Origin of the sequence: Streptomyces sp. NBC_01549, from assembly GCF_026339955.1 — a bacterium.
Taxonomy (GTDB): domain Bacteria; phylum Actinomycetota; class Actinomycetes; order Streptomycetales; family Streptomycetaceae; genus Streptomyces.
Genome location: NZ_JAPEPW010000001.1, coordinates 4,425,843 through 4,451,374 on the forward strand (window position 1 = coordinate 4,425,843; position 25,532 = coordinate 4,451,374).

General features: G+C 70.3%; 22 protein-coding genes and 1 pseudogene. 12 read left to right on the forward strand and 11 right to left on the reverse strand.

Going from position 1 to position 25,532, the window contains the following annotated elements; translation table 11 throughout:
- Window positions 1-370 precede the first annotated feature (370 nt).
- On the forward strand, window positions 371-1,633 hold the full coding sequence (aroA, locus tag OG819_RS19720) for a 3-phosphoshikimate 1-carboxyvinyltransferase (protein ID WP_266650701.1): 1,263 nt from the start codon (window positions 371-373) through the stop codon (window positions 1,631-1,633).
- 26 nt (window positions 1,634-1,659) lie between these two features.
- Here aroA and hemC read toward each other — a convergent pair whose 3' ends face one another.
- Both hemC and OG819_RS19730 read right to left on the reverse strand, forming a co-directional pair.
- On the reverse strand, window positions 1,660-2,595 hold the full coding sequence (gene hemC, locus OG819_RS19725) for a hydroxymethylbilane synthase (RefSeq protein WP_266624849.1): 936 nt from the start codon (window positions 2,593-2,595) through the stop codon (window positions 1,660-1,662).
- A gap of 83 nt (window positions 2,596-2,678) precedes the next feature.
- The gene (locus OG819_RS19730; protein ID WP_266650702.1) at window positions 2,679-3,479 is read right to left on the reverse strand and encodes a sugar phosphate isomerase/epimerase family protein; all 801 of its coding nucleotides are present in this window, start codon (window positions 3,477-3,479) and stop codon (window positions 2,679-2,681) included.
- A 180-nt stretch (window positions 3,480-3,659) separates the two neighbouring features.
- Here OG819_RS19730 and OG819_RS19735 point away from each other — a divergent pair, with 180 nt between their 5' ends.
- Window positions 3,660-4,052, forward strand: coding sequence for a hypothetical protein (locus OG819_RS19735; protein ID WP_266650703.1), 393 nt, complete (start codon window positions 3,660-3,662; stop codon window positions 4,050-4,052).
- Window positions 4,053-4,071: 19 nt separating this feature from the next.
- Window positions 4,072-6,198, forward strand: a complete 2,127-nt coding sequence (locus OG819_RS19740; protein ID WP_266650704.1) for an ABC transporter substrate-binding protein — start codon at window positions 4,072-4,074, stop codon at window positions 6,196-6,198.
- Between the two features lie 9 nt (window positions 6,199-6,207).
- Here OG819_RS19740 and OG819_RS19745 read toward each other — a convergent pair whose 3' ends face one another.
- Window positions 6,208-7,140 carry a bifunctional helix-turn-helix transcriptional regulator/GNAT family N-acetyltransferase gene (locus OG819_RS19745; RefSeq protein ID WP_266650705.1) on the reverse strand — a complete coding sequence of 311 codons (933 nt, stop codon included), beginning with the start codon at window positions 7,138-7,140 and terminating at the stop codon, window positions 6,208-6,210.
- Between the two features lie 404 nt (window positions 7,141-7,544).
- On the opposite strand from OG819_RS19745, the pseudogene OG819_RS19750 reads away from it, so the two are divergent.
- Window positions 7,545-7,775: pseudogene (locus tag OG819_RS19750) on the forward strand (phospholipase); the annotation flags it as partial.
- A gap of 364 nt (window positions 7,776-8,139) precedes the next feature.
- Here the strand turns inward: OG819_RS19750 and OG819_RS19755 are convergent.
- Complete coding sequence (locus OG819_RS19755; RefSeq protein WP_266650706.1) at window positions 8,140-9,189, reverse strand: LacI family DNA-binding transcriptional regulator; 1,050 nt, start codon at window positions 9,187-9,189, stop codon at window positions 8,140-8,142.
- 323 nt (window positions 9,190-9,512) lie between these two features.
- Between OG819_RS19755 and OG819_RS19760 the strand changes: the two genes are divergently transcribed.
- The 5 genes from OG819_RS19760 to OG819_RS19780 all read left to right on the forward strand — a co-directional run bounded on the left by OG819_RS19760 (window position 9,513) and on the right by OG819_RS19780 (window position 14,899).
- Window positions 9,513-10,664: a Gfo/Idh/MocA family protein gene (locus OG819_RS19760; RefSeq protein WP_266650707.1), complete on the forward strand. Its 1,152-nt coding sequence runs from the start codon at window positions 9,513-9,515 to the stop codon at window positions 10,662-10,664.
- Window positions 10,661-11,815 carry a dihydrodipicolinate synthase family protein gene (locus tag OG819_RS19765; protein ID WP_266650708.1) on the forward strand — a complete coding sequence of 385 codons (1,155 nt, stop codon included), beginning with the start codon at window positions 10,661-10,663 and terminating at the stop codon, window positions 11,813-11,815. The genes OG819_RS19760 and OG819_RS19765 overlap by 4 nt, the downstream gene beginning before the upstream one ends.
- Window positions 11,812-12,645 carry a sugar phosphate isomerase/epimerase family protein gene (locus OG819_RS19770; protein WP_266650709.1) on the forward strand — a complete coding sequence of 278 codons (834 nt, stop codon included), beginning with the start codon at window positions 11,812-11,814 and terminating at the stop codon, window positions 12,643-12,645. Before OG819_RS19765 ends, OG819_RS19770 begins: the two co-directional genes overlap by 4 nt.
- Window positions 12,646-12,737: 92 nt before the next feature.
- Window positions 12,738-14,141, forward strand: a complete 1,404-nt coding sequence (locus tag OG819_RS19775; RefSeq protein WP_266650710.1) for an AAA family ATPase — start codon at window positions 12,738-12,740, stop codon at window positions 14,139-14,141.
- Complete coding sequence (locus tag OG819_RS19780) at window positions 14,138-14,899, forward strand: HNH endonuclease (protein WP_266650711.1); 762 nt, start codon at window positions 14,138-14,140, stop codon at window positions 14,897-14,899. Before OG819_RS19775 ends, OG819_RS19780 begins: the two co-directional genes overlap by 4 nt.
- Here the strand turns inward: OG819_RS19780 and OG819_RS19785 are convergent.
- Window positions 14,889-15,113, reverse strand: a complete 225-nt coding sequence (locus OG819_RS19785; RefSeq protein WP_266624839.1) for a DUF397 domain-containing protein — start codon at window positions 15,111-15,113, stop codon at window positions 14,889-14,891. The genes OG819_RS19780 and OG819_RS19785 overlap by 11 nt on opposite strands.
- Window positions 15,100-15,924, reverse strand: a complete 825-nt coding sequence (locus tag OG819_RS19790; protein ID WP_266624838.1) for a helix-turn-helix transcriptional regulator — start codon at window positions 15,922-15,924, stop codon at window positions 15,100-15,102. The genes OG819_RS19785 and OG819_RS19790 overlap by 14 nt, the downstream gene beginning before the upstream one ends.
- Before the next feature lie 186 nt (window positions 15,925-16,110).
- Here OG819_RS19790 and OG819_RS19795 point away from each other — a divergent pair, with 186 nt between their 5' ends.
- Together OG819_RS19795 and OG819_RS19800 are read left to right on the forward strand one after the other, a co-directional pair.
- Window positions 16,111-16,371 carry a hypothetical protein gene (locus OG819_RS19795; protein ID WP_266650712.1) on the forward strand — a complete coding sequence of 87 codons (261 nt, stop codon included), beginning with the start codon at window positions 16,111-16,113 and terminating at the stop codon, window positions 16,369-16,371.
- Window positions 16,368-16,685, forward strand: coding sequence for a hypothetical protein (locus OG819_RS19800; RefSeq protein ID WP_266624836.1), 318 nt, complete (start codon window positions 16,368-16,370; stop codon window positions 16,683-16,685). The genes OG819_RS19795 and OG819_RS19800 overlap by 4 nt, the downstream gene beginning before the upstream one ends.
- A 235-nt stretch (window positions 16,686-16,920) precedes the next feature.
- Here OG819_RS19800 and rbsD read toward each other — a convergent pair whose 3' ends face one another.
- The 5 genes from rbsD to OG819_RS19825 all read right to left on the reverse strand — a co-directional run bounded on the left by rbsD (window position 16,921) and on the right by OG819_RS19825 (window position 22,811).
- Window positions 16,921-17,310, reverse strand: a complete 390-nt coding sequence (gene rbsD / locus OG819_RS19805; protein WP_266624835.1) for a D-ribose pyranase — start codon at window positions 17,308-17,310, stop codon at window positions 16,921-16,923.
- A complete protein-coding gene (locus OG819_RS19810) occupies window positions 17,307-18,206 on the reverse strand; it encodes a ribokinase (protein WP_266650713.1) in 900 nt (299 codons plus the stop codon). The genes rbsD and OG819_RS19810 overlap by 4 nt, the downstream gene beginning before the upstream one ends.
- A gap of 99 nt (window positions 18,207-18,305) precedes the next feature.
- Complete coding sequence (locus OG819_RS19815) at window positions 18,306-20,258, reverse strand: substrate-binding domain-containing protein (RefSeq protein ID WP_266624833.1); 1,953 nt, start codon at window positions 20,256-20,258, stop codon at window positions 18,306-18,308.
- A complete protein-coding gene (locus tag OG819_RS19820) occupies window positions 20,248-21,780 on the reverse strand; it encodes a sugar ABC transporter ATP-binding protein (protein ID WP_266624832.1) in 1,533 nt (510 codons plus the stop codon). Before OG819_RS19820 ends, OG819_RS19815 begins: the two co-directional genes overlap by 11 nt.
- Window positions 21,777-22,811 (reverse strand): LacI family DNA-binding transcriptional regulator, encoded by a 1,035-nt coding sequence (locus tag OG819_RS19825; RefSeq protein WP_266582574.1) that lies wholly within the window; start codon window positions 22,809-22,811, stop codon window positions 21,777-21,779. The genes OG819_RS19820 and OG819_RS19825 overlap by 4 nt, the downstream gene beginning before the upstream one ends.
- 179 nt (window positions 22,812-22,990) lie before the next feature.
- Here OG819_RS19825 and OG819_RS19830 point away from each other — a divergent pair, with 179 nt between their 5' ends.
- On the forward strand, window positions 22,991-25,255 hold the full coding sequence (locus tag OG819_RS19830) for an ATP-dependent RecD-like DNA helicase (RefSeq protein WP_266650714.1): 2,265 nt from the start codon (window positions 22,991-22,993) through the stop codon (window positions 25,253-25,255).
- The last annotated feature ends 277 nt before the right edge of the window (window positions 25,256-25,532 follow it).

Sequence of the window (25,532 nt, forward strand, 5' to 3'; positions counted from 1 at the left end):
AGGGTGTGCACGGTATCCCGAGGAGGGGCCGTCACCGGCGCAGTTGGAGGGGGGCGCGCCGGTGACGGCGTGCTGCCGACCGCAGGCGGCGGAGAGGGTGGTCAGCTTTCGCAGCCAGCAGCGAGGCCGACACCGCTCTGCGGAGACTCATCCGGCAGCATGCGGATTGGACGAACCGGCACGGGTCGGGGTTCCCCGGTTTCCGCCGGTTCGGGGAATTGGTGCGGGTGGGGCGAATGGGTGGGACGGTTCGAGGGCGGCTGGCGCGGGAGGGACGGCGGCTCGCGCCGGAAAGACGGCGGCTCGCGCGGGAGGGTCCATTTGGCGGACGCTCCGGCGTATGACCGGGTCGGGGAGCCAGCATGAGGGCATGGCCGTCGTCGACATCCCCGGTTCCAAGTCCATCACCGCGCGTGCGCTCTTCCTGGCCGCGGCCGCCGACGGGGTCACGACCCTCCTGCGGCCGCTCCGGTCGGACGACACGGAGGGCTTCGCGGAGGGCCTGACCCGGCTCGGCTACCGCGTCGGCCGCACCCCGCACGCCTGGCAGGTCGACGGCCGCCCCCAGGGGCCGGCGGCCACCGACGCCGACGTGTACTGCCGGGACGGCGCGACCACCGCCCGCTTCCTGCCGACCCTCGCCGCCGCCGGACACGGCACCTACCGCTTCGACGCCTCCGCGCAGATGCGCCGCCGCCCACTGCTCCCGCTCACCCGCGCCCTGCGCGCCCTCGGCGTCGACCTGCGGCACGACGAGGCGGAGGGCCATCACCCGCTGCGGATCACGGCGGCCGGAGTGGAGGGCGGTGACGTGACGCTCGACGCGGGCCAGTCCTCCCAGTACCTGACGGCCCTTCTGCTGCTCGGCCCGCTGACCCGCAAGGGCCTGCGCATCACCGTCACGGACCTGGTCTCGGCGCCGTACGTCGAGATCACGCTCGCGATGATGCGGACGTTCGGCGCGTCCGTGCGCCGGGAGGGTGAGGTGTTCGTGGTCTCGCCCGGCGGCTACCGCGCCACCACCTACGCCATCGAGCCCGACGCCTCCACCGCGAGCTACTTCTTCGCCGCGGCGGCCGTGACGGGCCGCGCGGTGACGGTCCCGGGCCTGGGGACCGGCGCGCTCCAGGGCGACCTGGGCTTCGTCGACGTACTGCGGCGCATGGGGGCGCGCGTGGAGGTCGGCTCCGACGGTACGACGGTCACCGGCACCGGCGAACTGCGCGGCCTCACGGTCAACATGCGGGACATCTCCGACACCATGCCGACGCTCGCCGCGATCGCGCCCTTCGCCACGGGCCCGGTCCGTATCGAGGACGTCGCCAACACGCGCGTCAAGGAGTGCGACCGCCTGGACGCCTGCGCGGAGAACCTCCGGCGGCTGGGCGTACGGGTGGAGACCGGGCCGGACTGGATCGAGATCCACCCCGGTGCGGATCCCCTCACGGGCGCGGAGATCAAGTCGTACGGCGACCACCGCATCGTCATGTCCTTCGCGGTGACCGGACTCCGCGCGCCGGGCGTCTCGTTCGACGACCCCGGCTGCGTACGGAAGACGTTCCCGGGTTTCCACGAGGCTTTCGCCGCCTGGGCGGGCCCGCTGGGGATCAGTGGGGGTGATCGGTGGGGATGATCGGCGGGGGTGATCAGTGGGGGTGATCAGTGCGGGATGTCGTCGATCAGTTCGCGGGCGCCCTGGCGCAGCAGGGCGACGGCGACCGAGGTGCCCAGGGTCGCGGCGTCGAGGCGGCCCGCCCACTCGTGGGCGTTCAGTACGGTCTTCCCGTCGGGAGTGAACACGCAGGCCCGCAGCGAGAGTTCGCCACTGCGGTCGGCCTTCGCGTAACCCGCGATCGGCGAGTTGCAGTGGCCCTGGAGGACATGCAGGAACATCCGCTCCGCCGTGGCCTCGCGGTGCGTGTTCGGGTCGCCGAGGTCGCTGATCGTCTCGATCACGTCGGTGTCGCCCTCACGGCACTGGAGGGCGAGGATCCCCGCCCCGATCGGCGGCATCATCGTCTCGGGCGACAGGATCTCCGTGATCACGTCCGCCCGGCCGATCCGCTGCAGCCCCGACACCGCCAGCAGCAGCGCGTCCGCCTCACCCGCCGCCAGCTTCTCCAGCCGGCGGTTGGCGTTCCCCCGGAAGGGCACGCACTCCAGGTGCGGATGCGAGGCGGCGAGTTGCGCGCCCCGCCGTACGGACGACGTACCGATCCGCGTACCCGGCGGCAGTTCGTCCAGCGTGAGGCCGCCGGGGTGCACGAGGGCGTCCCGGATGTCGTCGCGGGCCAGGAACGCGGCGAACATCGTCCCCGCGGGGAGGGGACGGTCCGCGGGGATGTCCTTCACACAGTGCACCGCGAGGTCCGCCTCGCCGGCCAGCAGCGCCGCGTCGACCTCCTTGGTGAACGCGCCCTTCCCCTCGACCTTGGCCAGGTCGCCCATCCACTTGTCACCGGTCGTCTTCACGGGTACGACCTCGGTGCGGATGCGGGGATGGATCGCGCCCAACTCGGCACGGACACGCTCCACTTGGGCCAGGGCCATGGGCGAGTCGCGGGAGACGATACGGATCAGTTCCGATGCCGACATGGGGTCCACGATAGCCCGTCGCCGAGGGGCGACGAGCCGCGGGAGGCCGGCCCGGGCGTGGCCCCACGTCCTCGGAACCGGGCCTAGGCGGAGTCGTTCAGCAGGCGTCCGAGATGCTCCCGGCCCGGCCCCAGCAGCTCGGGAAGCGGCGCGGCCTGCTCGTACCACCGTTTCTCGTACTCCCAGCACAGCCAGCCGTCCCAGCCCTCCCGGGCGAGGAGTTCCACACAGTCGGCGAGGGGCAGCACGCCCGCGCCGAGGGGGAGCGGGGTGGTGTCCTCGGCGGAGGCGATGTCCTTGACCTGGAGGTAGCCGAGGTAGGTGCACAGGGCCGCGTACGTCGCCGGTGGCTCCTCGCCGCCGAGCCAGGTGTGCATGACGTCCCACAGCGCGCCCACGTGGTGGTGGCCGACCAGGCCCAGGATCCTGATCGCGTCCGCGCCGGTGCGGTGCGAGTCGTGGGTCTCCAGCAGGATGCGTACGTCCAGGTCGGCGGCGTACTCCGCCGCCGTCCCGAGCCGCCGCGCCGCCGTCGCGTCCGCCTCCTCGACGCTCTGCTCGGAACTCGCGCCCGGGAAGACCCGTACGAACGGGGCGCCCAGGTCGTGGGCGAGGTCGAGAAGCTCCTTGATCTCGGCGATGACGGCGTCGTCGTCACCCGGCGCCGCCACGCGCACGTACCCCGCCAGGCCCAGGATCTCGATGCCGCCCGCCTTGAACTCGGCGACGACCTCGTGCCGCTCGGCCGCCCCGATGCCGGGGTGCACCGGTTCCTCGGGGTGCGCGCGCAACTCCACACCGTGGTAGCCGTGCGTGGCGGCGAGTCGTACGACGTCGGGGATGGGAAGCCCGGGCACGCCGAGCGTGGAGAAGGCCAGCTTCATGTGCATGGACCTTACTCGCGTGCCGTTGTCGGCCGTTGCCGGTCGTAAGGAGAGTCGAGTCGAAAGGAGAGCCGAAAGGAAAAGGGGTTGTGGGTGGTTCGGGAGGTCCTTTTCCACAAGCGCTACGACGTGCCCTTTGTGTCGCTAAGATGCCGAAATCGCTGGTGTGCGGGGGGAAGCATGCGACTTGAAATCGAAGTGCTCGAAGACGACGGGAGACAGCTGCGCGCACTGCGGCGCTGGCTGATGCGGGATCCGGACACGGCGGGAGCGAGCCTCTCGCTACGGGACCGTCATGAACGACCGGGCACCATGGGCGGCGGCCTGGAACTGATCAACGTGGTGCTCAGCAACGCCGTGGGCCTCGGCGGACTGCTCCTCGCCGTCGCCAACTGGCGTCAGTCGCGCGGGAACGGGGCCGAGGTGCGGGTGGAGCACCGGGGTGTCACCGTGACCGTGAGCGGAGCCGACCCACGGCACATCGAGCGGTTGGTGCGGCAGCTGACCGGGCCGAGCGCCGAGGCCGGTGACGACACGTCGGACCCCGCCACGCTCGACCGGCCCCAGGCATGACCGGGACCACGACCGAGACATGACCGAACTCTCGAATCCGGCCCGCAGCCGGGCCCTGCTGATCGGCTCCCACTCCTTCACCGACCCGGACCTTGAACCGTTGCCCGCCGTAGCGCGCAACCTCGACCGGCTCGCCGAGCTGTTACGCGACCCGAGCGTCTGGGGTCTGTCCGCCGACCACCTGTCCGTGCTCACGGAACCCGAGCGTGACCAGGCACTGGAGCAGGTCGGCCGGCTGGCCGAGGAGGCCGAGGACACCCTGCTCGTGTACTACGCGGGGCACGGCTTCGTGCACGAGCTGTCGAACGAGCTGTATCTCGCGCTGCCCCGCACCGATCCGCGCCGCCTCTACACCGCCCTGCGCTACCAGGACATCCGCGAGCTGCTTCTGAGCCCCCAGGTCCGGGCCCGCCGCAAGGTGGTGATCCTCGACTGCTGCTGGAGCGGCCTCGCCCTGCACGGCGCGATGTCGGCCTCGGGACTCGGCGGGATGTCGGACATCGGCGGCACGTTCGTGCTGACCGCGACGTCGGAGACCCGGATGGCGCTCGCACCGCCGGGAGAGACGTACACGGCGTTCACCGGCGATCTGATCGGCGCCCTCGAACAGGGGGTACCGCAGGCACCGCCGCTGCTGACCATGACGACGCTGTACCACCACCTGTACGACGCCCTGGTGGCCAAGGGGCGCCCGACGCCCCAGCAGCGCAACGGCAACACGGCGGGGTCGATCGCCGTCGCCCGCAACCGCCACCGGCCGTTCGTGCCGGGGCCGGAGGATGCGGTGCCGTCGGCCGAGGAATCATCGGTTGATCCCTCTGCTCCCTCGCCGGTCGATGCTCCTCCGCTCAAGGACCCGCCGGCCGGGGGATCGCGCGGGCGGTTACCGGGCCTGCGGCGTCGCCGGGTCGTCGTCACGGCGTCCGCCCTGGTGGTCGCGGTACTGGGATCGCTCCCGGTGGCGTTGCACCTCATCGACGGAGGCGGATCGGACGGCGGCTCCTCGGGCGGCACGGGATCCGGTGCCGGCCCGAAGACCAAGAGCAGCCTGACCGTCACGATCGGTGTGAGCGCTCCCCTGAGTGGCGTCTACGCCAGTATCGGCCTGGGCATCAGGGACTCGGCGGATCTGGCGGTCAAGAAGGCCAACGCCGACAACGCCGTTCCCGGCGTCACCTTCAAGATCAGGGCTCTGGATGACAAGAGTGACGCCACCACGGGAAAGCGGAACGCCACCGAGTTCGTCGCCGACGACAGTGTCGTGGGAGTGGTGGGCCCCATGACCAGCAGCGTGGCCCAAGTCATGCAGAAGGTCTTCCACGACGCCCATCTGACCCAGATCTCCCCGGCGAACTCCGCTCCGGCGCTGACCTTGGGGAAGGACTGGGCGCAGGGCACGGTCTCCAGGCCGTACGACACCTACTTCCGTACGGTGGCCAATGACACGGCGCAGGCGCCCGCCGCCGCCCGGTACCTGTACGTGAAGTCCAAGCGCCGCAAGGCGTTCGTCATCGACGACGAGCAGACCTACGGTGTCTCACTGGCCGAGTCGTTCAAAAAGGCGTTCGGTGAGGAGGGTGGAACCGTCGTGGGGGAGGCCCACGTGGACCCCATCCGGGAGGACTTCTCGACGCAGGTGTCGCAGGCCGTGAACGCGGGCGCCGACGTCGTGTACTACGGAGGCGAATACGACGCGGCGGGTCGGTTGAGCAGAAAACTCCACGCCGCGAGTCCCGGCGTCCTGCTCGCGGGAGGGGACGGCATCCTCTCGGACACGTACGCGACCCTGGCCGGCGCCGACGACGGCGCCGACATCTGCACCTCGGGCGGCGCCGTCGCCGGCTCGCTCCCCTCGGCCCAGACCTTCATCAAGGACTACAAGGCGGCGGGCTACACCTCTTCGTACGGCTCGTACGGCGGATACGCCTACGACGCGACCTCGGCACTGATCCAGGCCTTCAAATCCCTCCACGTCGATCCCTCCGGCACCGTGCCCTCGACCAAACGCGAGAGCCTGCGGGCGTCGGTCCAGAACGTCGACTTCGACGGGGTGATGGGAAAGGTCGGATTCGACGCGAACGGCGACGCCGTGTCCCAGACGGTGACCGTCTACCGGCTCAGCGGCGGTACGTGGAAACCCGTGTGAGCCGACCGGTCACTCCTGAGCGCCATGCAGATCCAACCGCCAGTCCTGGCCGAGCAGGTCCGCGCCGAACGAGCGGTGCGGTTTCTCGGCGACGAGGACGAAACCGTGGCGCTGGTAGATGCGGCGGGCGGCGGAGAGGACGTCGTTGGTCCACAGGACGAGGTCGCGGTAGCCGCCGTCCCGTGCGAAGTCGATGGCCGCCTCGACCAGCCGGTCGCCGATGCGCAGCCCGCGCGCGTCGGGCTCGACGATGAGCAGGCGCAGGCGGGCGGTCCCGGGCGCGTCGTCGCGTACGCACATCACGCAGCCCACCGGCCGCCCGTCCAGCTCGGCGATCCACACCCGCTCCAGGTGCGGATCGTGGTCCTCGGCGAAGTCCGCCACGATCCGGGCGACCAGGCCCTCGTAGTCGGCGTTCCAGCCGTACTCGGCGGCGTACAGCGCGGCGTTGCGCTGCACGATCCAGCCGAGGTCGCCGGGGCCGGGTTCGCGCAGGACGACGTCCTCGCGGCGGGGAGGGCGGCCGTGGGAGAGGAGCGTGCGTACCGTGTGCATCGCCTCGGCTAGCCGGGGGCGGTCGTCGGCCGGAACGGTCGCCAGCAGCGCCCCCACCGATTCCCGTGAGCGCTCGTCCAGCAGGGCCGCCGTCTCCCGGCCGCGTGCCGTGAGCGCGATACGGCGCCGCCGGGGGTCCCGCTCCGAGGGCGTCCGCTCGATCAGGCCGTCCTGCTCGAACTTGTTCAGGATGCGGCTCAAGTAACCGGCGTCCAGGGACAGTTCTGTGCGGAGGTCGGCGGCGTCGGTGCGGGGGGAGTGGGCGAGCTCGAACAGCACGCGGGACTCGGTGAGGGTGTAAGGGGCGTAGAGGTGGCGGCCGTAGTCGAGGGCGCCGATGACGTTCGTGTAGAAGCGGTTGAAGGAGCGGACGTCCTGGACGGTCATGAGTGCTCAACCCCGGATCGGCTCTGTTTGCTCGGCTCTGTTTGCTCGTCTCTGGATAGTTGACTCAGTCAGAGGTGTGTGTCGAGCCTACGACTTCGGCCAAGCGTGGGCAACGGCCGGGCAGCTCCTCGGTAACCCCGGTCATGACTTGGCCAACCCCTTTCCGCACGCTGACCACGAGTTCATCTCAGGGCTCTGCCAACCCTCGCCCACCCCTAGGAGAGTGAAGCGGCGGGCCCGCCCCGCGGGCCCGCCCCCGTGCGGGCCGCAGTTCGACTCCGGATAGATGACGAAGTCTCAAGAAGGGCTAGTAATAGACGAGTTGACTCGTCGTAGACTCCCGGGTTCGGCCGCGGGCGCGCTGGGCGCCGCCGCGGCACTCTCCCTCCTCCCGCCGAGCGTCCACGGGGGTCGAGGAGCCCAACGTCAGTGACTGGCGGCGGACGGCGTTCGGCGACTTCACGTCGGCGTTCCGCTTCTCGCACGCGCGTCCGCGGCCGCCGCGGCTGCCCGATGACACGGCGGAGCAGCTGGAGAAGGCGAAGGAGGAGGTCGCGACTCTTCCGAAGCCGACGCTGCCCGGTGCCGACCAGTCGTTCCCCCACCAGGAGAAGGGGCACCGTCCGCACGTGTGAGCGTATGCGGGTGGTGCGTGGGTCGGGGCCGTGCCGGTACGTCGAGCCCGTCGCCGCCGGATCAGACGTGGGCCGGGCCAGCGAGCCGCTGCTCGATCCGAACGTAAGCGACGGGCTTGCGACGCACCACCACGGCCCCTTGCGTCGCATCGAGGCCGTGGGTGGGTGGGTGGGGCTGGTCGCGCAGTTCCCCGCGCCTCTGAAGTGGGGCTTCGCCCCGCATCTTCAGCCCGTCCGGCGTTTGAGGACGAGGCCGTTCATGCCGATGCGGGGGTCTGGGGGCGGAGCCCCCCCGTGGGGTCGAAGGGGCGGAGCCCCTGGGGAGGGGACGGGTAGGGGCGGCGGGGGCGAGAAGCCCCGTCGTTCAGGCCCGCGGCACCCCCGTGGAGCCCCGCACCATCAACTCCCCCTGCACCGTGGCGATCCCTCCCGGCGGCGGCTCCTCGCGCCCCATCGCGATGCGGCCGGCCCGGGCCCCCGCCTCCGACAGGGGCAACCGCACCGTCGTCAGCGCGGGCACCGCGTCGATGCTGAAGGGCAGGTCGTCGAAGCCGGCGACGGACACGTCGTCGGGGATGCGCAGGCCCGCGTCGCGCAGCGCGGCGCACGCGCCGAGGGCGACGGTGTCGTTGGCGGCGACGACCGCCGTCAACGACGGGTCGCGGCGCAGGAGTTCGAGGGTCGCCTCGTAGCCGGCGCGACGGTCGTAGCGTCCATGGACCGTGCGGCGCGGATCGTCCTCGATGTCGTGCGCGGCGAGGGCGGCGCGGTGTCCCTCGAGGCGGTGGCGGGTCGTCGTCCGCTCCTCCGGGCCCGCGATGTAGCCGAGCCGGCGGTGGCCGAGCCCGATCAGGTGCTCGGTGAGCTGCTGACCGCCGCCCCGGTTGTCGAAGGTGAGCGCGATCGCCTCGGGGGCGTCGGGCGCGGGCGGCCGCCCGCACAGGACCACCTGGGTCCCCGCGTCCCCGAGCTTGCGCAGCTTCGCCGCGACCGCCGCCGCGTGCGGCGCGTCCTCGACGGCGCCGCCCGTCAGGACGACCGCGGCGGCGCGCTGGCGCTGAAGGAGCGTGAGGTAGGTCAGTTCACGCTCCGGGGAGCCGCCGGTGTTGCACACGACCCCGAGCCGTTCGCCGCCCGCCCGTCCACCGGGGCCGCCGATCTCCGACTGGATCGCGGCCGCCATGATCCCGAAGAAGGGGTCGGCGATGTCGTTCACCAGGATGCCGACCAGGTCGGAGGCGGCGGCGGCCAGTGAACTCGCGGGGCCGTTCAGCACGTAGTCCAGGTCGTCCACCGCGCGCAGCACCCGTTCGCGCGTGGACGCCGCGACGGGATAGTTCCCGTTCAGCACCCGGGACACGGTCGCGGGCGAGACCTGCGCACGCGCCGCCACGTCCGCCAGGGTCACGGTCATCTCGTCGTCCTCCGGTCACGCATCTCGTAGCACCTCATCGTGCTTCTCGTGCTCGCTGTGCTCTTTGGTCTGCCGTACCCGTCGTGCTCGAAGTGCTCGAAGTGGTCGTCGTACTCGTAGTGCTCCATCCGACCGTGCTCACGCCCCCTACGTCCAGCTGTCCGGACGGTCGAACATCTCGTCGTCCGTATGGTCTTGTCCAATCGGCAGGACAGAGGCTAACTTCTTCTTGAGTAGAAAGCGCTTGCTGTCACGCTCACCAGTTCATCAGTGGACGAGTAGGGGGTGTACGCGGCGCGGAACCCGCGTACGAAGGGAATCACGTGACACGCAAGACGGTGCGAATCGCCATGAACGGCGTGACGGGGCGCATGGGCTACCGCCAGCACCTGGTCCGCTCGATTCTCGCGCTGCGCGACCAGGGCGGCCTCGATCTCGGCGACGGCACGGTGCTGTGGCCCGAGCCGGTTCTCGTCGGCCGCCGGGAGCACGCTCTGAAGGCGCTCGCCGAGCAGCACGGCCTGGAGCACTGGTCGACGGACGTGGACGCGGTCCTCGCCGACCCGACCATCGACATCTACTTCGACGCGCAGGTCACCTCGGCCCGTGAGGAGGCCCTCCAGAAGGCCATCGCGGCGGGCAAGCACATCTACACCGAGAAGCCCATCGCCACCGGCCTCGACGGCGCCCTGGAGCTGGCCCGCCTCGCCCACGAGAAGGGCATCAAGCACGGGGTAGTGCAGGACAAGCTCTTCCTCCCCGGGCTGCTCAAGCTCAAGCGGCTCATCGACGGCGGCTTCTTCGGGCGGATCCTGTCCATCCGCGGGGAGTTCGGTTACTGGGTCTTCGAGGGTGACTGGCAGAGCGCCCAGCGGCCCTCCTGGAACTATCGCGCGGAGGACGGCGGCGGCATCGTCCTCGACATGTTCCCGCACTGGGAGTACGTGCTCCACGAGCTGTTCGGCCGGGTCACCTCCGTCCAGGCGCTCACCGCCACCCACATCCCGCAGCGTTGGGACGAGCAGGACAAGCCGTACGACGCGACGGCCGACGACGCCGCGTACGGCGTCTTCGAGCTGGAGGGCGGCGCGATCGCCCAGATCAACTCCTCCTGGGCCGTCCGCGTCAACCGCGACGAGCTCGTCGAGTTCCAGGTCGACGGGACGGAGGGGTCGGCCGTCGCCGGGCTGCGCAACTGCCGCGTCCAGCACCGCTCCGCGACGCCCAAGCCGGTCTGGAACCCCGATCTTCCGGCCACGTACTCCTTCCGCGACCAGTGGCAGGAGATCCCCGACAACACCGAGTTCGACAACGGCTTCAAGGCCCAGTGGGAGCTGTTCCTGCGGCACGTCTACGCCGACGCCCCCTACCACTGGGACCTCCTCGCCGGCGCCCGCGGCGCCCAGCTCGCCGAACTGGGCCTGAAGTCCTCGGCCGAGGGCCGCCGTCTCGACGTACCGGAGATCTCGCTGTGACCATTCGACTGCCGGACGGCGGGGGGCGGTTGAGGGCTTATGAGCCGCGCGCCACCCCGCTCGCCCTCACCAACGGCGCACCCTTCACCTCCCGTACGGTCTTCTCGGCCGCGCATGTCGTCGCCGACCCGTTCGCGGACGTCTCGCCGGACTCGGCCGCCGCCGTCGACTGGGACGCCACCCTCGCCTTCCGCCGACACCTGTGGTCCCACGGGCTCGGCGTCGCCGAGGCGATGGACACCGCGCAGCGCGGGATGGGCCTGGACTGGGCGGGCGCGGCGGAACTCATCCGCCGGTCGGCGGCGGAGGCGAAGGCGGTCGGCGGCCGTATCGCGTGCGGCGTCGGCACCGATCAGCTCACCGGCCCGGCCTCGCCGGCGGAGGTGCGCGCGGCGTACGAGGAGCAGCTCACCCTCGTCGAGGAGTCGGGGGCACAGGCCATCCTCATGGCCTCCCGGGCGCTGGCGGCGAGCGCGCGGGGTCCCGAGGACTACCTGGACGTCTACGGGCATCTGCTCCGGCAGTCGGCCGAGCCCGTGATCCTGCACTGGCTGGGCCCCATGTTCGACCCGGCCCTGGAGGGCTACTGGGGGTCGCGCGACCTGGACGCGGCGACGGATGTGTTCCTGGAGGTCATCGCGGCCCACCCGGACAAGGTCGACGGCATCAAGGTCTCCCTCCTCGACGCCCGGCGCGAGGTCGACCTGCGCCGCCGCCTGCCGCAGGGCGTCCGCTGCTACACGGGTGACGACTTCAACTACCCCGAGCTGATCGCGGGCGATGAGCAGGGCTTCAGCCACGCCCTGCTCGGCATCTTCGACCCGCTGGGCCCGCTCGCCGCGGAGGCGGTACGGGTGCTCGACACCGGTGACGTGAAGGGCTTCCGCGAACTGCTCGACCCCACCGTCGAGCTCTCCCGCCACCTCTTCGAGGCGCCGACCCGGTTCTACAAGACGGGCGTCGTCCTGCTGGCGTGGCTCGCCGGGCACCAGGAGCACTTCACCATGGTCGGCGGGCTGCAGTCGGCCCGCTCGCTGCCGCACTTCGCGCGGGCGTACGAGCTGGCGGACACCCTGGGCCTGTTCCCGAACCCGGAACTCGCCGAGACCCGGATGAAGACCCTGCTGGCCCTGTACGGAGTGACCTCATGAGCAGTCTCGCCCGCTTCTCCATCAACCAGATGACGGTCAAGCAACTGTCGATGCCCGAACTGGTCGAGGCCTGCCTGGATCTGGGTGTTCCGGGCGTCGGTCTCTGGCGTGAACCCGTCCAGTCGTATGGTCTCGACGCCACCGCCAAGCTCGTCCGCGACGCGGGCCTGGCCGTCACCACCCTCTGCCGCGGCGGCTTCTTCACGGCGATCGACCCGGGGGAGCGGGCCCGCGCCCTGGACGACAACCGTGCGGCCGTCGACGAGGCCGCGACCCTCGGCACCGGCACCCTGGTCCTGGTCTCCGGGGGGCTGCCGGCCGGCTCGAAGGACCTGCACGGCGCGCGGGAGCGGATCGCCGACGCGCTGGGGGAGCTGGGCCCGTACGCCGCCGAGCGGGGTGTGCGGCTGGCCATCGAGCCCCTCCACCCCATGTACGCCGCGGACCGCTGTGTGGTGTCCACCCTGGCCCAGGCCCTGGACCTCGCGGAACGCTTCCCCGCGGAGCAGGTGGGCGTCACCGTCGACACGTACCACATCTGGTGGGACGACACAGCTCCCGCCCAGATCGCCCGCGCGGGTGCCGGCGGCCGTATCCACACCTTCCAGCTCGCCGACTGGACGACTCCATTGCCCGAAGGCGTGCTCAACGGTCGCGGTCAGATCGGTGACGGTTCGATCGACATGCGGGAGTGGCGGGGGTACGTCGAGGCGGCGGGCTACTCCGGGCCGATCGAGGTCGAGCTGTTCAACGACGGGTTGTGGGCGCGGGACGGGCACGAGGTGCTGGCGGAGACGGCGGAGAGGTTCGTCACGCACGTCGGGGAGTGACGGGACGATACGGGAGTGTGCTGGGCCCTCGGGCCGCACCGGGTCGGGCACACCCTCGGCCGTAGGATCGGGCGCGATACCCGAGCGAACGGATGTCGACGCCCATGTACGTCAGCCGGATTCTCGTGGAGGACATCAAGTCCTTCCACGGCCCCCGTCAGGTCGACCTGACCCTGACCCGCCCCGACGGCAGTCATGCCGGGTGGACGGTGCTCGCCGGCCGTAACGGCTCCGGAAAGACGACGTTGCTGCGCGCGCTGGCACTCGCGCTGGGCGGACCGGTGGCCGCTCGCGGTCTTGTCCAGGGATTCGAGAACTGGATCGCCCGAGGAGCGGATTCGGGCACCGTGGTGGCCGAGATCGTCAGGCACAAGGACTTCGACGGGTTCACTGCCTCGGGGCGGACACTGAACAAGTTCTGGGCAGGGCTGAGGTGGACGGCACCGGCGGAGGGACCCACGAGCCGTAGAGGTGCGCAGCCCGCGCTGGAGGAGATCAGGCACAGCGCGAAGGCGAGCACCAGTCCGGCGCAGAGGGGACCGTGGGCCGACAACCCGGTGGGCTGGTTCTGTGCGGCTTACGGCCCGTTCCGGCGCATGGCGGGGGGCTCGGGCGAGGTCCAGCGGCTGATGCTGGCCTCCGGCCCGGTGGCCCGACAGGCAAGCCTGTTCCACGAGGACGCGTCCCTCGCTGAAGGCGTCGCCTGGCTGATCGAGCAGCACCTGCGCGCGTTCGAAGGCAGGCAGGGCGCCGAGGAACTCAAGAAGGCGGCGTTGGCTGTCCTCGGCGACGGACTGCTCCCCGACGGGTATCGAGTGGAGGATGTCGATTCCGAGGGGCTGTGGGTCACCCGCGACGGGCAGCGCTTCCCGCTGCGGGAGATGAGCGACGGCTTCCGTACGGTCGCCGCTCTGGTCGTCGACCTCCTGAAGCAGATTCACGATGCCTTCGGCGACGTCGCGTTCACCGGCCTGGGCGAGAACGCACTGCTTCGCCTTGTACCCGGCGTCGTCATCATCGACGAGATCGACGCACATCTGCACGTCTCCTGGCAACGCCGCATCGGCCCGTGGCTGACCGCCCACTTCCCCCGCATCCAGTTCATCGTCACCACGCACAGCCCGTACATCTGCCAGGCCGCGGATCCTGGCGGCCTGATCCGGCTGCCAGGCGTGGACGAGGCGCGCCCACCCGAGGTCATCGGAGAGGACCTGTACGACCGAGTGGTGTATGGCAGCGGCGACGACGCCGTTCTCTCCGTCCTTTTCGGTCTCGACACGCCCTACTCCGAGCGGGCCGAGCAGGCGAGGGCCGAGTTCGTGGAGTTGGAGGCGGAGATCTACGACGGGGCCGCATCACCCGAGTTGCTCGCCCGTTACCGGGAGCTCAAGGAGCGGCTCGCCAGTTCTCCGTCGGCTCGTCTGGACGAGATGAACTCCCACCTCGACCGGCTGGCGGGGGAGATCACCGAGGGCGGGAAGGACGAGGAGGAGTGATCCGGCTTCGACGTGCGATCCTGGCGCCGGGCACGACGGAGCTGCTGAGGGGCTACACCGACGACATCCGGCAGCAGGCCACGGAGAAGGAACGCAAGGACAGGGCGAAGGAACTCTGGGCGAATCGCCGACAGGTCCGTCCCGCACTCGTCGCGGGGCTTGCGGAGATGGCGCCCGGCCATGAACGCTGCATGTACTGCGGTGACGGCCAAGGCACGGACATCGACCACTTCGAGCCGAAGAGCCTCGCTCCGCTGCGTACCTTCGACTGGCTCAACCATCTGCTCGCCTGCTCGTTCTGCAACAGCAACCAGAAGCGGGACCTCTTTCCCGCAGCGGCCGACGGCAGCCCCCTGCTCGTGGACCCGACAGCGGAGGATCCCTTGGATCACCTCCGACTGGTGCTCCCGGTCGGAACGTACCGGGGCCTGACCGACCGGGGACGGGCCTGTATCGAGGTGTTCGGCCTCAACGCCAGGGCGGTCCTGGTCAAGGGACGCATGGACGCCTACTCGACGGCCAAGGACTCCATCGAGCTGTGGCGGATAGCCATGGACAAGGGACAACGTGACAAGGCGACGCGGATCGTCCGGGTCGCCTGGAACCGCCCCCTCATCGATGTGCTGGTCGCCATGTTCCACCAGTCCGGCCATCCGGCGGCCGATGCCCTGTTCGCGGGAGAGGAGGAGGTCCTCGACCTCCTCCGCGATTCCGAACTGCGGTCCGCGTTTCTGCACTTCCGGGGCGTCAGCTACTGACACGCCCGTCTCGCACGGCCCCGACGAACGCGGCCCAGCCGCCCGCCGAGAAGACCAGAGCCGGACCGCTGACGGCCTTGCTGTCGCGGACGGGCACGCCGACGTGGCCACGGGCCACTTCGAGGCACTCGCCCTGGCTGCCGCCGCTGTAGCTGGACTTGTACCACCCGGTGAGGGTGGATGCGTCGGAGACGGTGTGCTCACTGCTGGCCATGTGCGTGTTCCTCCGCTGCCGCTCTGACGAGGGCAAGTGACTCCTGCTGCGACAACGCGTCGCTCAGCGCTAGAGCGTAGGCGGTCTGAGAGGTGCTCACCAGGGCCGGATCATCCATCAAGTTCCCGGTCAGCAAACCCTCGACGTAGGCCACCGGGGCGGAGTCCTCGAAGCTCATCAGCGTGAGCAGACTCTCCATGAGCGCGTGCGCGCCGACGCCGTACGGAATTACATGCAACCGCACCCTTCCGATCTCGGCCAAGTCCGCGATCTTGTGCACCTGTTCGGCCATGACCTGCGGTCCGCCGACGCGGCGTCGCAGCACGGATTCGTCGAGTAACGTCCAGAAGACCGGCTTCAACGGCCCGTCGAGGATGCGGCGACGTTTTGTTCGGATGACAACGAACTCGTCAAGTTCCTCGGGGGTGTAGTTCGGCCGGTAGGCGCAGAAGAGGGCGCGCGCGTAGTCGTCGGTCTGGAGCACACCGGGAACCAGCGAGAGCGCGAACTGCTGGATCAGCGTGGCCTGTTGCTCCAACTCGGCCACGGCCGCGAAGTAGTCGTTGTACTTCGACCCCAGGTCCTCCAGCCAACGGGCGAAGAACCCGTCCGTCCCCAGCGCCCGGTCGATCCGCTGCGCGTCATCTGGCCTCGGAAGCCGCCTGCCCGCCTCGAAGTGGCTGATCAGGGTGGGTGAGCACACGACCTGGTTGCCCAGTTCCTCCTGGGTGAGGTCGGCCGCTGTCCGCCGCAACCTCAGTTCCTCTCCGTACTTCTCCCGCTGCGTCCGCGGCGTACGAGGCTTCGCCATGCTGCCAACTCCCCACTTGACGGGCGCGTTGTCAACCCTCAGGTACTGGAAGCCTAGCCACATCCGACGTCACTCTGTGATGGATTCACCACAGAGCGCAGTCATCCCAGGTGGCAGCAGACCCCCGCGGCCGATGCGGTCGGCCCGGGGGCGTGGCCAACCCGACCAAGACGAAAGCAGGTTGACGTGCCCGACTTTATCGCCCGGCTCTTCGAGTCGTTGCTGCGATTCCTCTTCCCGACCGGCAGGCGGCGGCGCCGCACATCGGCTCCGCGCGCGTATACGGACTCGTATACGGAGGACTCGTATCCGTACTCGTGCCAGTACGTCGGCGGCCCGACCGTCTACCGCAGGGGAGAGCGCCCGTTGCGCGGGGAGGACAGCCCACTGGTACGCCCCTATCTGCTGGCACACGAGCGGGCCCACCTCGCGGCGGTGGCCACGTGAGCGGCGCGGGATACGAGCGGCTCGCCGGACGCCTGCTGCCTTGGGCGGGCCACGAGGGCAAGCCCTGCTACGTCGTCGGGGACGGCACCGGATATGTCTCGCGGCTCGCCGACGACATCGAGAGCATCCAGCTGGGGATGGCCGACGACCTGCTCGGCCACGCAGCCGGACTCCTTGCGGAGCGCGGCGCGACCGCCGGAGAGCTGCGGTACCTCGCGAGTCGGCTCACCGAGTCCCTGGCAGACGTGAAACGGGTCGCGGAGAGCAGGGGAGCGCGGCTCGTCCCGGCTCCCGATCCCGGTGATCCGGGCTGACCACCAGTCCACTCCGGCAGTTCACTCCAGCGAGCGAAAAAATCTTCAAAACCCCGTGCAACCCTTCCCCTACCCCGCGGGTCGTACTTGGCATCAGGACTTCTGGAGGGGGATCCGGGGGATCGCGGGGGTTCTGATGTGGGAGGGGAAAACCGAGGGGCCCAGTCGACGGACCGGGCCCCTCGAAGTATGTCGGGCGCCGTGCTGTCGGACACCGCGCCAGAAAAACTCGGTTCTAGAAAAACACCCCGCACCGCAGCAGCACATTCGCGTACGGCCGTGCCTCTCCCGTGCGGACGATCAGCCGAGCGCCCGCCGACAGCACCTTCAGCTCCTCGTGCGGGACCAGCTCCAGCGCGGGAATACGGGCGGTGAGCAGCGCGGCGGCCTCCGGGTTGGCCCCGTGGACCTCGCGCGCAGCCGTGGCGCCCTCGACCACCAGTTCCGCCAGCAGCCCGTCGAGCACCTCGGCGAAGGACGGGACCCCGGCCCGGAACGCCAGGTCCACGACGCGCGGGCCCGCCGGTATCGGCATCCCCGCATCGCACACCAGGACCCCGTGCCCATGGCCCAGTTCGGCCAGCGCGCCCGCGAGATGGCGGTTCAGAATTCCGGCCTTCTTCATAGCGACGCGACCTCCTCGGCGGTCGGGTAGGACTCCTGCGCGCCGGGGCGGGTGACCGCAGCGGCTCCGACACGGGCGGCGTACGCGGCGGCCTCGGCCGGCGGCTCGCCGAGCCCCAGCCGCAACGCCAGCGCCGCGGTGAACGCGTCCCCCGCGCCCGTCGTGTCCACGGCCTCCACCTTCAGGGACGGGACGTGGGTGCTGTCGGACGCGGTGGCGACCAGCGCGCCGCCCGCGCCCAGCGTGATCACCACCGAGCGCGGGCCGAGGGCGAGCAGGGCGGACGCCCAGTCCTCCGGGGAGTCCCCGAGGTCCGTCCCGACGATCACCCGCGCCTCGTGCTCGTTCACGATCAGTGGGTCGCAGGCCGCGAGCACCTCGGCGGGCAGCGCGCGCGGCGGCGACGGGTTCAGTACGAAACGACTGCCGGGGGCGAGATTCCGGACGACCTCCACGACCGTCTCCAACGGGATCTCCAACTGTGCCGAGACCACTCGGGAGGCCGCCAGGAGGTTTCCGGCGGACCGCACGTCCTCGGGTGTGAGGCGGCCGTTGGCGCCCGGTGAGACCACGATGCTGTTGTCCCCGGAGGGGTCCACCGTGATCAGCGCGACCCCGGTCGGCGCGCCGCCGACGAGCACGCCTGCCGTGTCGACCCCGGCCGCCCGCTGCGAGTCGAGCAGCAGCCGCCCGTGCGCGTCGTCGCCGACGCGGGCCAGCAGGGCCGTCCGGGCCCCGAGGCGGGCGGCGGCGACCGCCTGGTTGGCGCCCTTGCCGCCCGGGTGGACGACGAGGTCGGAGCCGAGCACCGTCTCGCCGGCCGCGGGCCGCCGCTCAACCCCGATCACCAGGTCGGCGTTGGCCGATCCCACGACCAGCAGGTCGTAGTCGTACATGAACTTTCTCCCTATGAAGGTGAGTCGAAGCAACGGCGCGAGCCGCCCGGCGGTGCGCGGAGGTCGTCCGCGTCACGCTGCCCGGACGGCCCGCTCAGGTCATCCGCCGAAACCGGCCACATTCTCCTTGGTGACCACCTTCACCGGCACCATCACCGTCTTGTCGACCTTCTTGCCCTCGGCGGCCTTCAGCGCGTTCTCCACCGCGATCCGGCCGAGTTCCTTCGGCTGCTGGGCCACGGAGGCGTACATCGTGCCGTCCTTGACCGCCTTCAGGCCGTCGGGTTCGCCGTCGAAGCCGATCACCGAGACCGACTTGCCGGCCTTGGAGCCGAGCGCCTTGACCGCGCCGAGCGCCATCTCGTCGTTCTCGGCGAAGACGCCCTGGATGTCGGGGTGCGCCTGAAGCAGGTTCGTCATCACGTCGAGACCCTTGGTGCGGTCGAAGTCCGCGGGCTGCCGGGCGACGACCTTGATGCCCGGGTAGTCCTTGAGGCCCTCGGCGAAGCCCGCGCCGCGCTCACGGCTCGCGGAGGTGCCCGCCAGCCCCTGCAGGATCACGATCTTGCCCTTGCCGCCCAGCTTCTCGGCCATCGCCTTGGCGCCGAGCTTGCCGCCCGCGATGTTGTCGGAGGCGACCAGCGCGGCCGTGTCGGCCTTGTTCACGCCCCGGTCCACGCCGACGACGGGGATGCCGGCCTTGTTCGCCGAGCGGACCGCCGGGCCCGCCGCGTCCGAGTCCACCGGGTTGACGATGATCGAACCGAGCCCCGAACTGGTGAAGTTCTGCAGCTGGTTGGCCTGCTGCGAGGCGTCGTTCTGCGCGTCGGTGACCGTCAGGTCCACGCCGAGCTTCTTCGCCTCCTGCTGCGCGCCCGACTTGATCTGTACGAAGAAGGGGTTGTTCAGGGTGGACAGGGACAGGCCGACCTTCTTCGACGCCGACGAGGAGGAGTCGTTGTGTATGGAGGACAACCCACCGACGACCGCCGCCGCGACCACGGCCGCGAGGATGTACGTCGCCGCCTGCTTGCCCTTGCCGCCCGGCGTACCGGCCCCGGCGGCCACCGGGGTCGCCCCGGCCCTGCGCCGCACCGTGTCCAGCAGCACCGCCAGCGCGATCACGACACCGATGACGACCTGCTGCCAGAAGGCGGACACGGACAGGAGGTTGAGGCCGTTGCGGAGCACCGCGAGGATCAGCGCGCCGATCAGCGTGCCGGACGCCTTGCCGGTGCCGCCCGCGAGGGAAGCGCCGCCGATGACGACCGCGGCGATCGCGTCCAGTTCGTAGCCCTGCGCGGCCTGCGGCTGCGCGGAGGACAGACGGGAGGCGAGCACGATGCCCGCGGCAGCCGCGAAGAGACCGGACAGGGCGTAGATCGCGAGCTGCTGCTTCTTCACCCGCAGGCCGGAGAGGCGAGCCGCCTCCTCGTTGCCGCCGATCGCGTACATGGAGCGGCCGATGTACGTACGGCCCAGGATCACGGCCGTGATCAGACCCATCGCGACCATCACCAGGACCGGGACCGGCAGCCAGCCGCCGAGCGTGTCACCGAGGTGCGAGACCGAGCTGGGGAAGGCGATCGGCGAGCCCTGCGAGATCACCAGCGACAGACCGCGGCCCACCGACAGCATGGCGAGCGTCGCGATGAACGACGGCAGCTTCCCGTACGCGACCATGAAGCCGTTGACCAGGCCGCACGCGATGCCGACGGCGACCGAGAGGATCACCGCGATCCAGACCGGGACGCCTTCCGAGGTCGCCATCCAGGCGAGGACGGTGGCGGACAGCGCGGCGACGGAGCCGACCGACAGGTCGATGCCCGCCGAGACGATCACGAACGTCGATCCGAAGGCGAGGATGGCGACCACGGCCGCCTGGACGCCGATGTTGAGCAGGTTGTCCGTCGTCAGGAAGTCGCCGGACAGCGCCGTCATCGCGATGACGAGGGCGATGAGCGCGGTGAGCGCCCCGTTGTCGAGCAGGAGGCGGCGGACCGCCGAGGCGCCACTCGCGCCCGTAGTGCTCTTGAGCGTGTCAGTGGCCACGGGAGCCCTCCACAGCGGTAACAGAGTTGGTGGTTGGTGTGCTGACGGCGAGGGCCATCACGGAGTCCTGGGTGGCCTCGTCGGCGGACAGTTCGCCCGCGATCCGGCCCTGGGCCATCACCAGCACCCGGTCGCTCATGCCGAGCACCTCGGGCAGATCGCTGGAGATCATCAGGACGGCGGCTCCGGCGGCCGTCAGTTCGTTGACGAGCTGGTAGATCTCGACCTTGGCGCCGACGTCGATACCGCGGGTCGGTTCGTCGAGGATCAGCACCTTGGTGTCGGCGAGCAGCCACTTGCCGATGACGACCTTCTGCTGGTTGCCGCCGGAGAGGGTGCGCACATGCTGGCCGAGACCGGCCATCCGTACGCCGAGCTGCTCGGCCATCCGCGCGGCGGCCGCCCGCTGACCCTTGAGGTCGACGAATCCGCCATGGGTGGCGGCCCGCATGGTGACCAGGCCGAGGTTCTCCTCGACGGAGGCGTCCAGGAGCAGTCCCTGGCCCTTGCGGTCCTCGGGGATGAGCCCGATCCCGGCCGCCATCGCCGCGTTCACGTCGTGGCGCCGCAGCGCGGAACCGGCGACCTTGACGGCGCCCTTGTCATACGGATCGGCCCCGAAGACCGCTCGTACGACCTCGGTGCGCCCGGCCCCCACGAGCCCCGCGATACCGACGACCTCACCGGCCCGCACCTCGAAACTCACGTCATGGAAGACCCCGTCACGGGTCAGCCTCTCGACGGTCAGCAGGGCGGCCCCGGCATCGGCCCGTTCACGCGGGTACTGCTGGTCGATCGACCGTCCCACCATGAGGCGTACGAGCTCGTCCTCGGCGGTGGAGGCCGGGACCTGCCCGACGCTCTTGCCGTCCCGGATGACGGTGACCCGGTCCCCCAGAGCGGCGATCTCCTCCAGGTGGTGCGTGATGAAGACGATGCCCACCCCGTCCTCGCGCAGCTGGCGCACGATGGCGAAGAGCTTTTCGACCTCTTCGGAGGTGAGCACCGCGGTCGGCTCGTCCATGATCAACACACGGGCGTTCAGACTCAGCGCCTTCGCGATCTCGACCATCTGGAGACGTGCGATACCCAGTTCACGCACCCGCGCGCGGGGGGAGACGCTGACACCGACCCGCTCCAGCAGCTCGGCGGCGTCGGCCTCCATCTTCTTGCGGTCGATCAGCCCGTAGCGGCGCGGCTGCCGCCCCAGGAAGATGTTCTCGGCGACCGTCAGATCGGGAACGAGGTTGAACTCCTGGTAGATGGTCGCGATCCCGAGGCGCTCGGAGTCCTGCGCCGCGTGGATGCGCACCTCCTCGCCGTCGACGAGGACGCGCCCGGAGTCGGGCTGGTAGGCGCCCGAGAGCATCTTGATGAGCGTGCTCTTGCCGGCACCGTTCTCGCCGAGCAGCACATGCACCTCGCCGCGGCGCAGATCGAAGTCGACGCTGTCGAGCGCGACCACGCCGGGGAAGGTCTTTCGGATGCCCTCGATGCGCAGCAACTCGTCCTGGTTGCTCACGACGTGCTCCTGTTCGTTACGGGGGAGTGCGGGGTGGGGGCCGGTTCGCCGCACGAGCGGCGGACGACCAGACGGGCGGGAAGGGTGACCGACTGCGGGGGCCGCCCCTCGATCCGGTCGACGAGCGCGCGCACGGCGGCCCGCCCCAGCTCGCCGGTCGGCTGGGCGACCGCGGTGATCGGCGGATCGGTGTGCACGAACCACGGGATGTCGTCGAACGCCGCGAGCGCGATGTCCTCGGGAACCCGCAGGCCGCGCGCGCGGATCGCGTCCAGCGCGCCGAGCGCCATCAGGTTGTCGGCGGCGAAGACGACCTCGGGCGGCTCAGGCAGATCGAGGAAGCCCTCGGTGACCCGCCGGCCGCTCTCGGCCTGGAAGTCGCCCTGGCCTATGTAGGCGTCCGGGAGCGGAAGCCCGTGCTCGGCCATGGCCTCCCGGAAGGCCTCGACGCGCTCGCTGCCGGTGGTGGTCGCCGCGGGCCCCGCGATGATCGCGAGCCGGCGGTGTCCGAGCCCGTGCAGATGCGCCACGAGATCCCGTACCGCCGCGCGTCCGTCCGACCGTACGACGGGCACGTCCACGCCCGGGATCCAGCGGTCCACGAAGACCATCGGCGTCCCCGCCCGCGCGGCGTCCAGCATTCCGGGGGAGCCGCCGTCGGCGGGGGAGACGAGGAGACCGTCGATACGGCGGTCCAGCAGGGTCCGTACGTGGTGGTCCTGCAGGTCCGGCCGCTCGTCGGCGTTGCCGATGATCACGCTGTAGCCGAGGGCGCGGGCCTCCTCCTCGACGGAGCGGGCCAGCTCGGTGAAGTACGGGTTGAGTACGTCGCTGATGACCAGGCCGAGGGTGCGGGTCTGATCGGTGCGCAGGGAGCGGGCGACGGCGTTCGGGCGGTAGCCCAGGGTCTGTACGGCGGCCAGCACGCGGGTGCGTGCGTCTTCGCTGACCGACGGATGATCGTTCAGGACGCGCGAGACCGTGGCGACGGATACGCCGGCCTCGGCGGCAACGTCCTTGATGCTCGCCATCGCTGCTCCACCTCCTCGTGGAATCGATTACACGGAGGATTGGAATCGATTCCACGGGCATTAATCAAGCCCTCAACCAGATGTCGAGACCGGATCGTGATGAATCGGGCTCAGGAGGGCACCGTGGGAGGAGGGGCCGGTCCCGCCCGGCTGTCAGTTCTCACCGGTACCTTCGGATCATGTCCAATCAGGTGGGGAACCGGCAGACACAGCTGGCGGTTGTCGAGGGCGTGCTCGAGCGGATCACGTACGCCAACGAGGAGAACGGGTACACGGTCGCCCGGGTGGACACCGGCCGCGGCGCCGGCGACCTGCTCACCGTCGTGGGCGCACTCCTCGGTGCCCAGGTGGGGGAATCGCTCCGGATGGAGGGCCGCTGGGGCTCCCACCCGCAGTACGGCAAGCAGTTCACGGTGGAGAACTACACGACCGTCCTCCCCGCCACCGTCCAGGGCATCCGCCGCTACCTCGGCTCCGGCCTCGTCAAGGGCATCGGCCCGATCTTCGCCGACCGCATCACCCAGCACTTCGGGCTGGACACGCTCCAGATCATCGAGGAGGAGCCGAAGCGGCTCATCGAGGTCCCCGGCCTCGGTCCCAAGCGCACCAAGAAGATCGCCGAGGCCTGGGAGGAGCAGAAGGCGATCAAGGAGGTCATGCTCTTCCTCCAGACCGTCGAGGTGTCGACGTCGATCGCGGTGCGCATCTACAAGAAGTACGGCGACGCGTCGATCTCGGTCGTCAAGAACCAGCCCTACCGCCTGGCCGCCGACGTCTGGGGCATCGGCTTCCTCACCGCCGACAAGATGGCCCAGTCCGTCGGCATCCCGCACGACAGCCCCGAGCGGGTCAAGGCGGGCCTGCAGTACGCCCTGTCGCAGTCCGCCGACCAGGGCCACTGCTTCCTCCCCGAGGAGCAACTGATCGCGGACGCGGTGAAGTTGCTCCAGGTGGACACGGGCCTGGTCATCGAGTGCCTGGCCGAACTGGCGGAGCCGACCGTGGACGAGAACGAACCCGGTGGCGTACGGGAGCCGGGCGTCGTACGCGAGAGGGTCCCCGGTCCCGACGGCGGCCCCGAGACGGTCACGGCCGTCTACCTGGTCCCCTTCCATCGCGCCGAACTCTCCCTCTCGGCCCAGCTGTTGCGCCTCCTGCGCACCACCGAGGACCGCATGCCCGGTTTCCACGACGTGGCCTGGGACAAGGCACTGACCTGGCTGAAGGGGCGTACGGGCGCGGAGTTGGCGCCCGGGCAGGAGGAGGCCGTACGGCTGGCGCTGACCAAGAAGGTCGCGGTGCTCACCGGGGGCCCCGGCTGCGGCAAGTCGTTCACGGTCCGCTCGATCGTGGAGCTGGCGCGCGCCAAGCGGGCGAAGGTGGTGCTCGCGGCGCCGACGGGCCGCGCCGCCAAGCGACTCGCCGAGCTGACCGGAGCGGACGCGTCCACCGTGCACCGGCTCCTGGAGCTCAGGCCGGGCGGTGACGCGGCGTACGACAAGGAACGACCGCTGGACGCCGACCTGGTGGTCGTGGACGAGGCCTCCATGCTCGACCTCCTCCTCGCCAACAAGCTGGTCAAGGCGGTGCCGCCGGGCGCCCACCTGCTGTTCGTCGGAGACGTCGACCAGCTCCCCAGCGTCGGTGCCGGCGAGGTCCTGCGCGACCTGCTCGCCGACCAGAGCCCCATCCCCTCGGTCCGGCTGACCCAGGTCTTCCGCCAGGCCCAGCAGTCCGGAGTGGTGACGAACGCGCACCGGATCAACTCGGGTCAACACCCCGTCACCGACGGCATGAAGGACTTCTTCCTCTTCGTCGAGGACGAGACCGAGGAGGCCGGGCGGCTCACCGTCGATGTGGCGGCACGGCGGATTCCGGCCAAGTTCGGGCTCGACCCGCGCCGGGACATCCAGGTGCTGGCCCCCATGCACCGCGGCCCGGCGGGCGCGGGCACCCTCAACGGCCTGTTGCAGCAGGCGATCACGCCAGGCCGCCCCGACCTCCCCGAAAAACGCTTCGGCGGCCGTGTCTTCCGGGTCGGCGACAAGGTGACCCAGATCCGCAACAACTACGAAAAAGGCGAGAACGGCGTCTTCAACGGCACCGTGGGTGTGGTCACCTCGCTCGACTCCGAGGAGCAGCGTCTGACGGTGCTGACGGACGAGGACGAGGAAGTTCCCTACGACTTCGACGAACTCGACGAGCTGGCCCACGCGTACGCGGTGACGATCCACCGCTCCCAGGGCAGCGAATATCCCGCGGTGGTGATTCCGGTCACCACCGGCGCGTGGATGATGCTCCAGCGCAATCTGCTCTATACGGCGGTCACCCGGGCGAAGAAGCTGGTCGTCCTGGTCGGCTCCCGCAAGGCGATCGGCCAGGCGGTCCGCACGGTGTCGGCGGGCCGCCGCTGCACGTCCCTCGCCTACCGCCTCGCCACGTGACGGACCCGGGCGAACACCGGGCGCCCCGAGGCCTTTCCCGAGGCTTTTAGGGGCGCGGGGAACTGCGCGACCAGCCCCCACCGGCCCGCGGCTGAAAAGGACGCCCAACGGGGTCCGGGGCGGAGCCCGGGGGGATGGGACACCCTTCGACACCCACCCCCACCGCAGGCATCACAAAAAATGATCGATCAAACGAGTCGCAAAGGTCACACAGCACTTCCGGAACCAGGGCGAAGGGGGGCAGGATGAGCAGGTTGGCGGCACTGAGTGCCGCCGA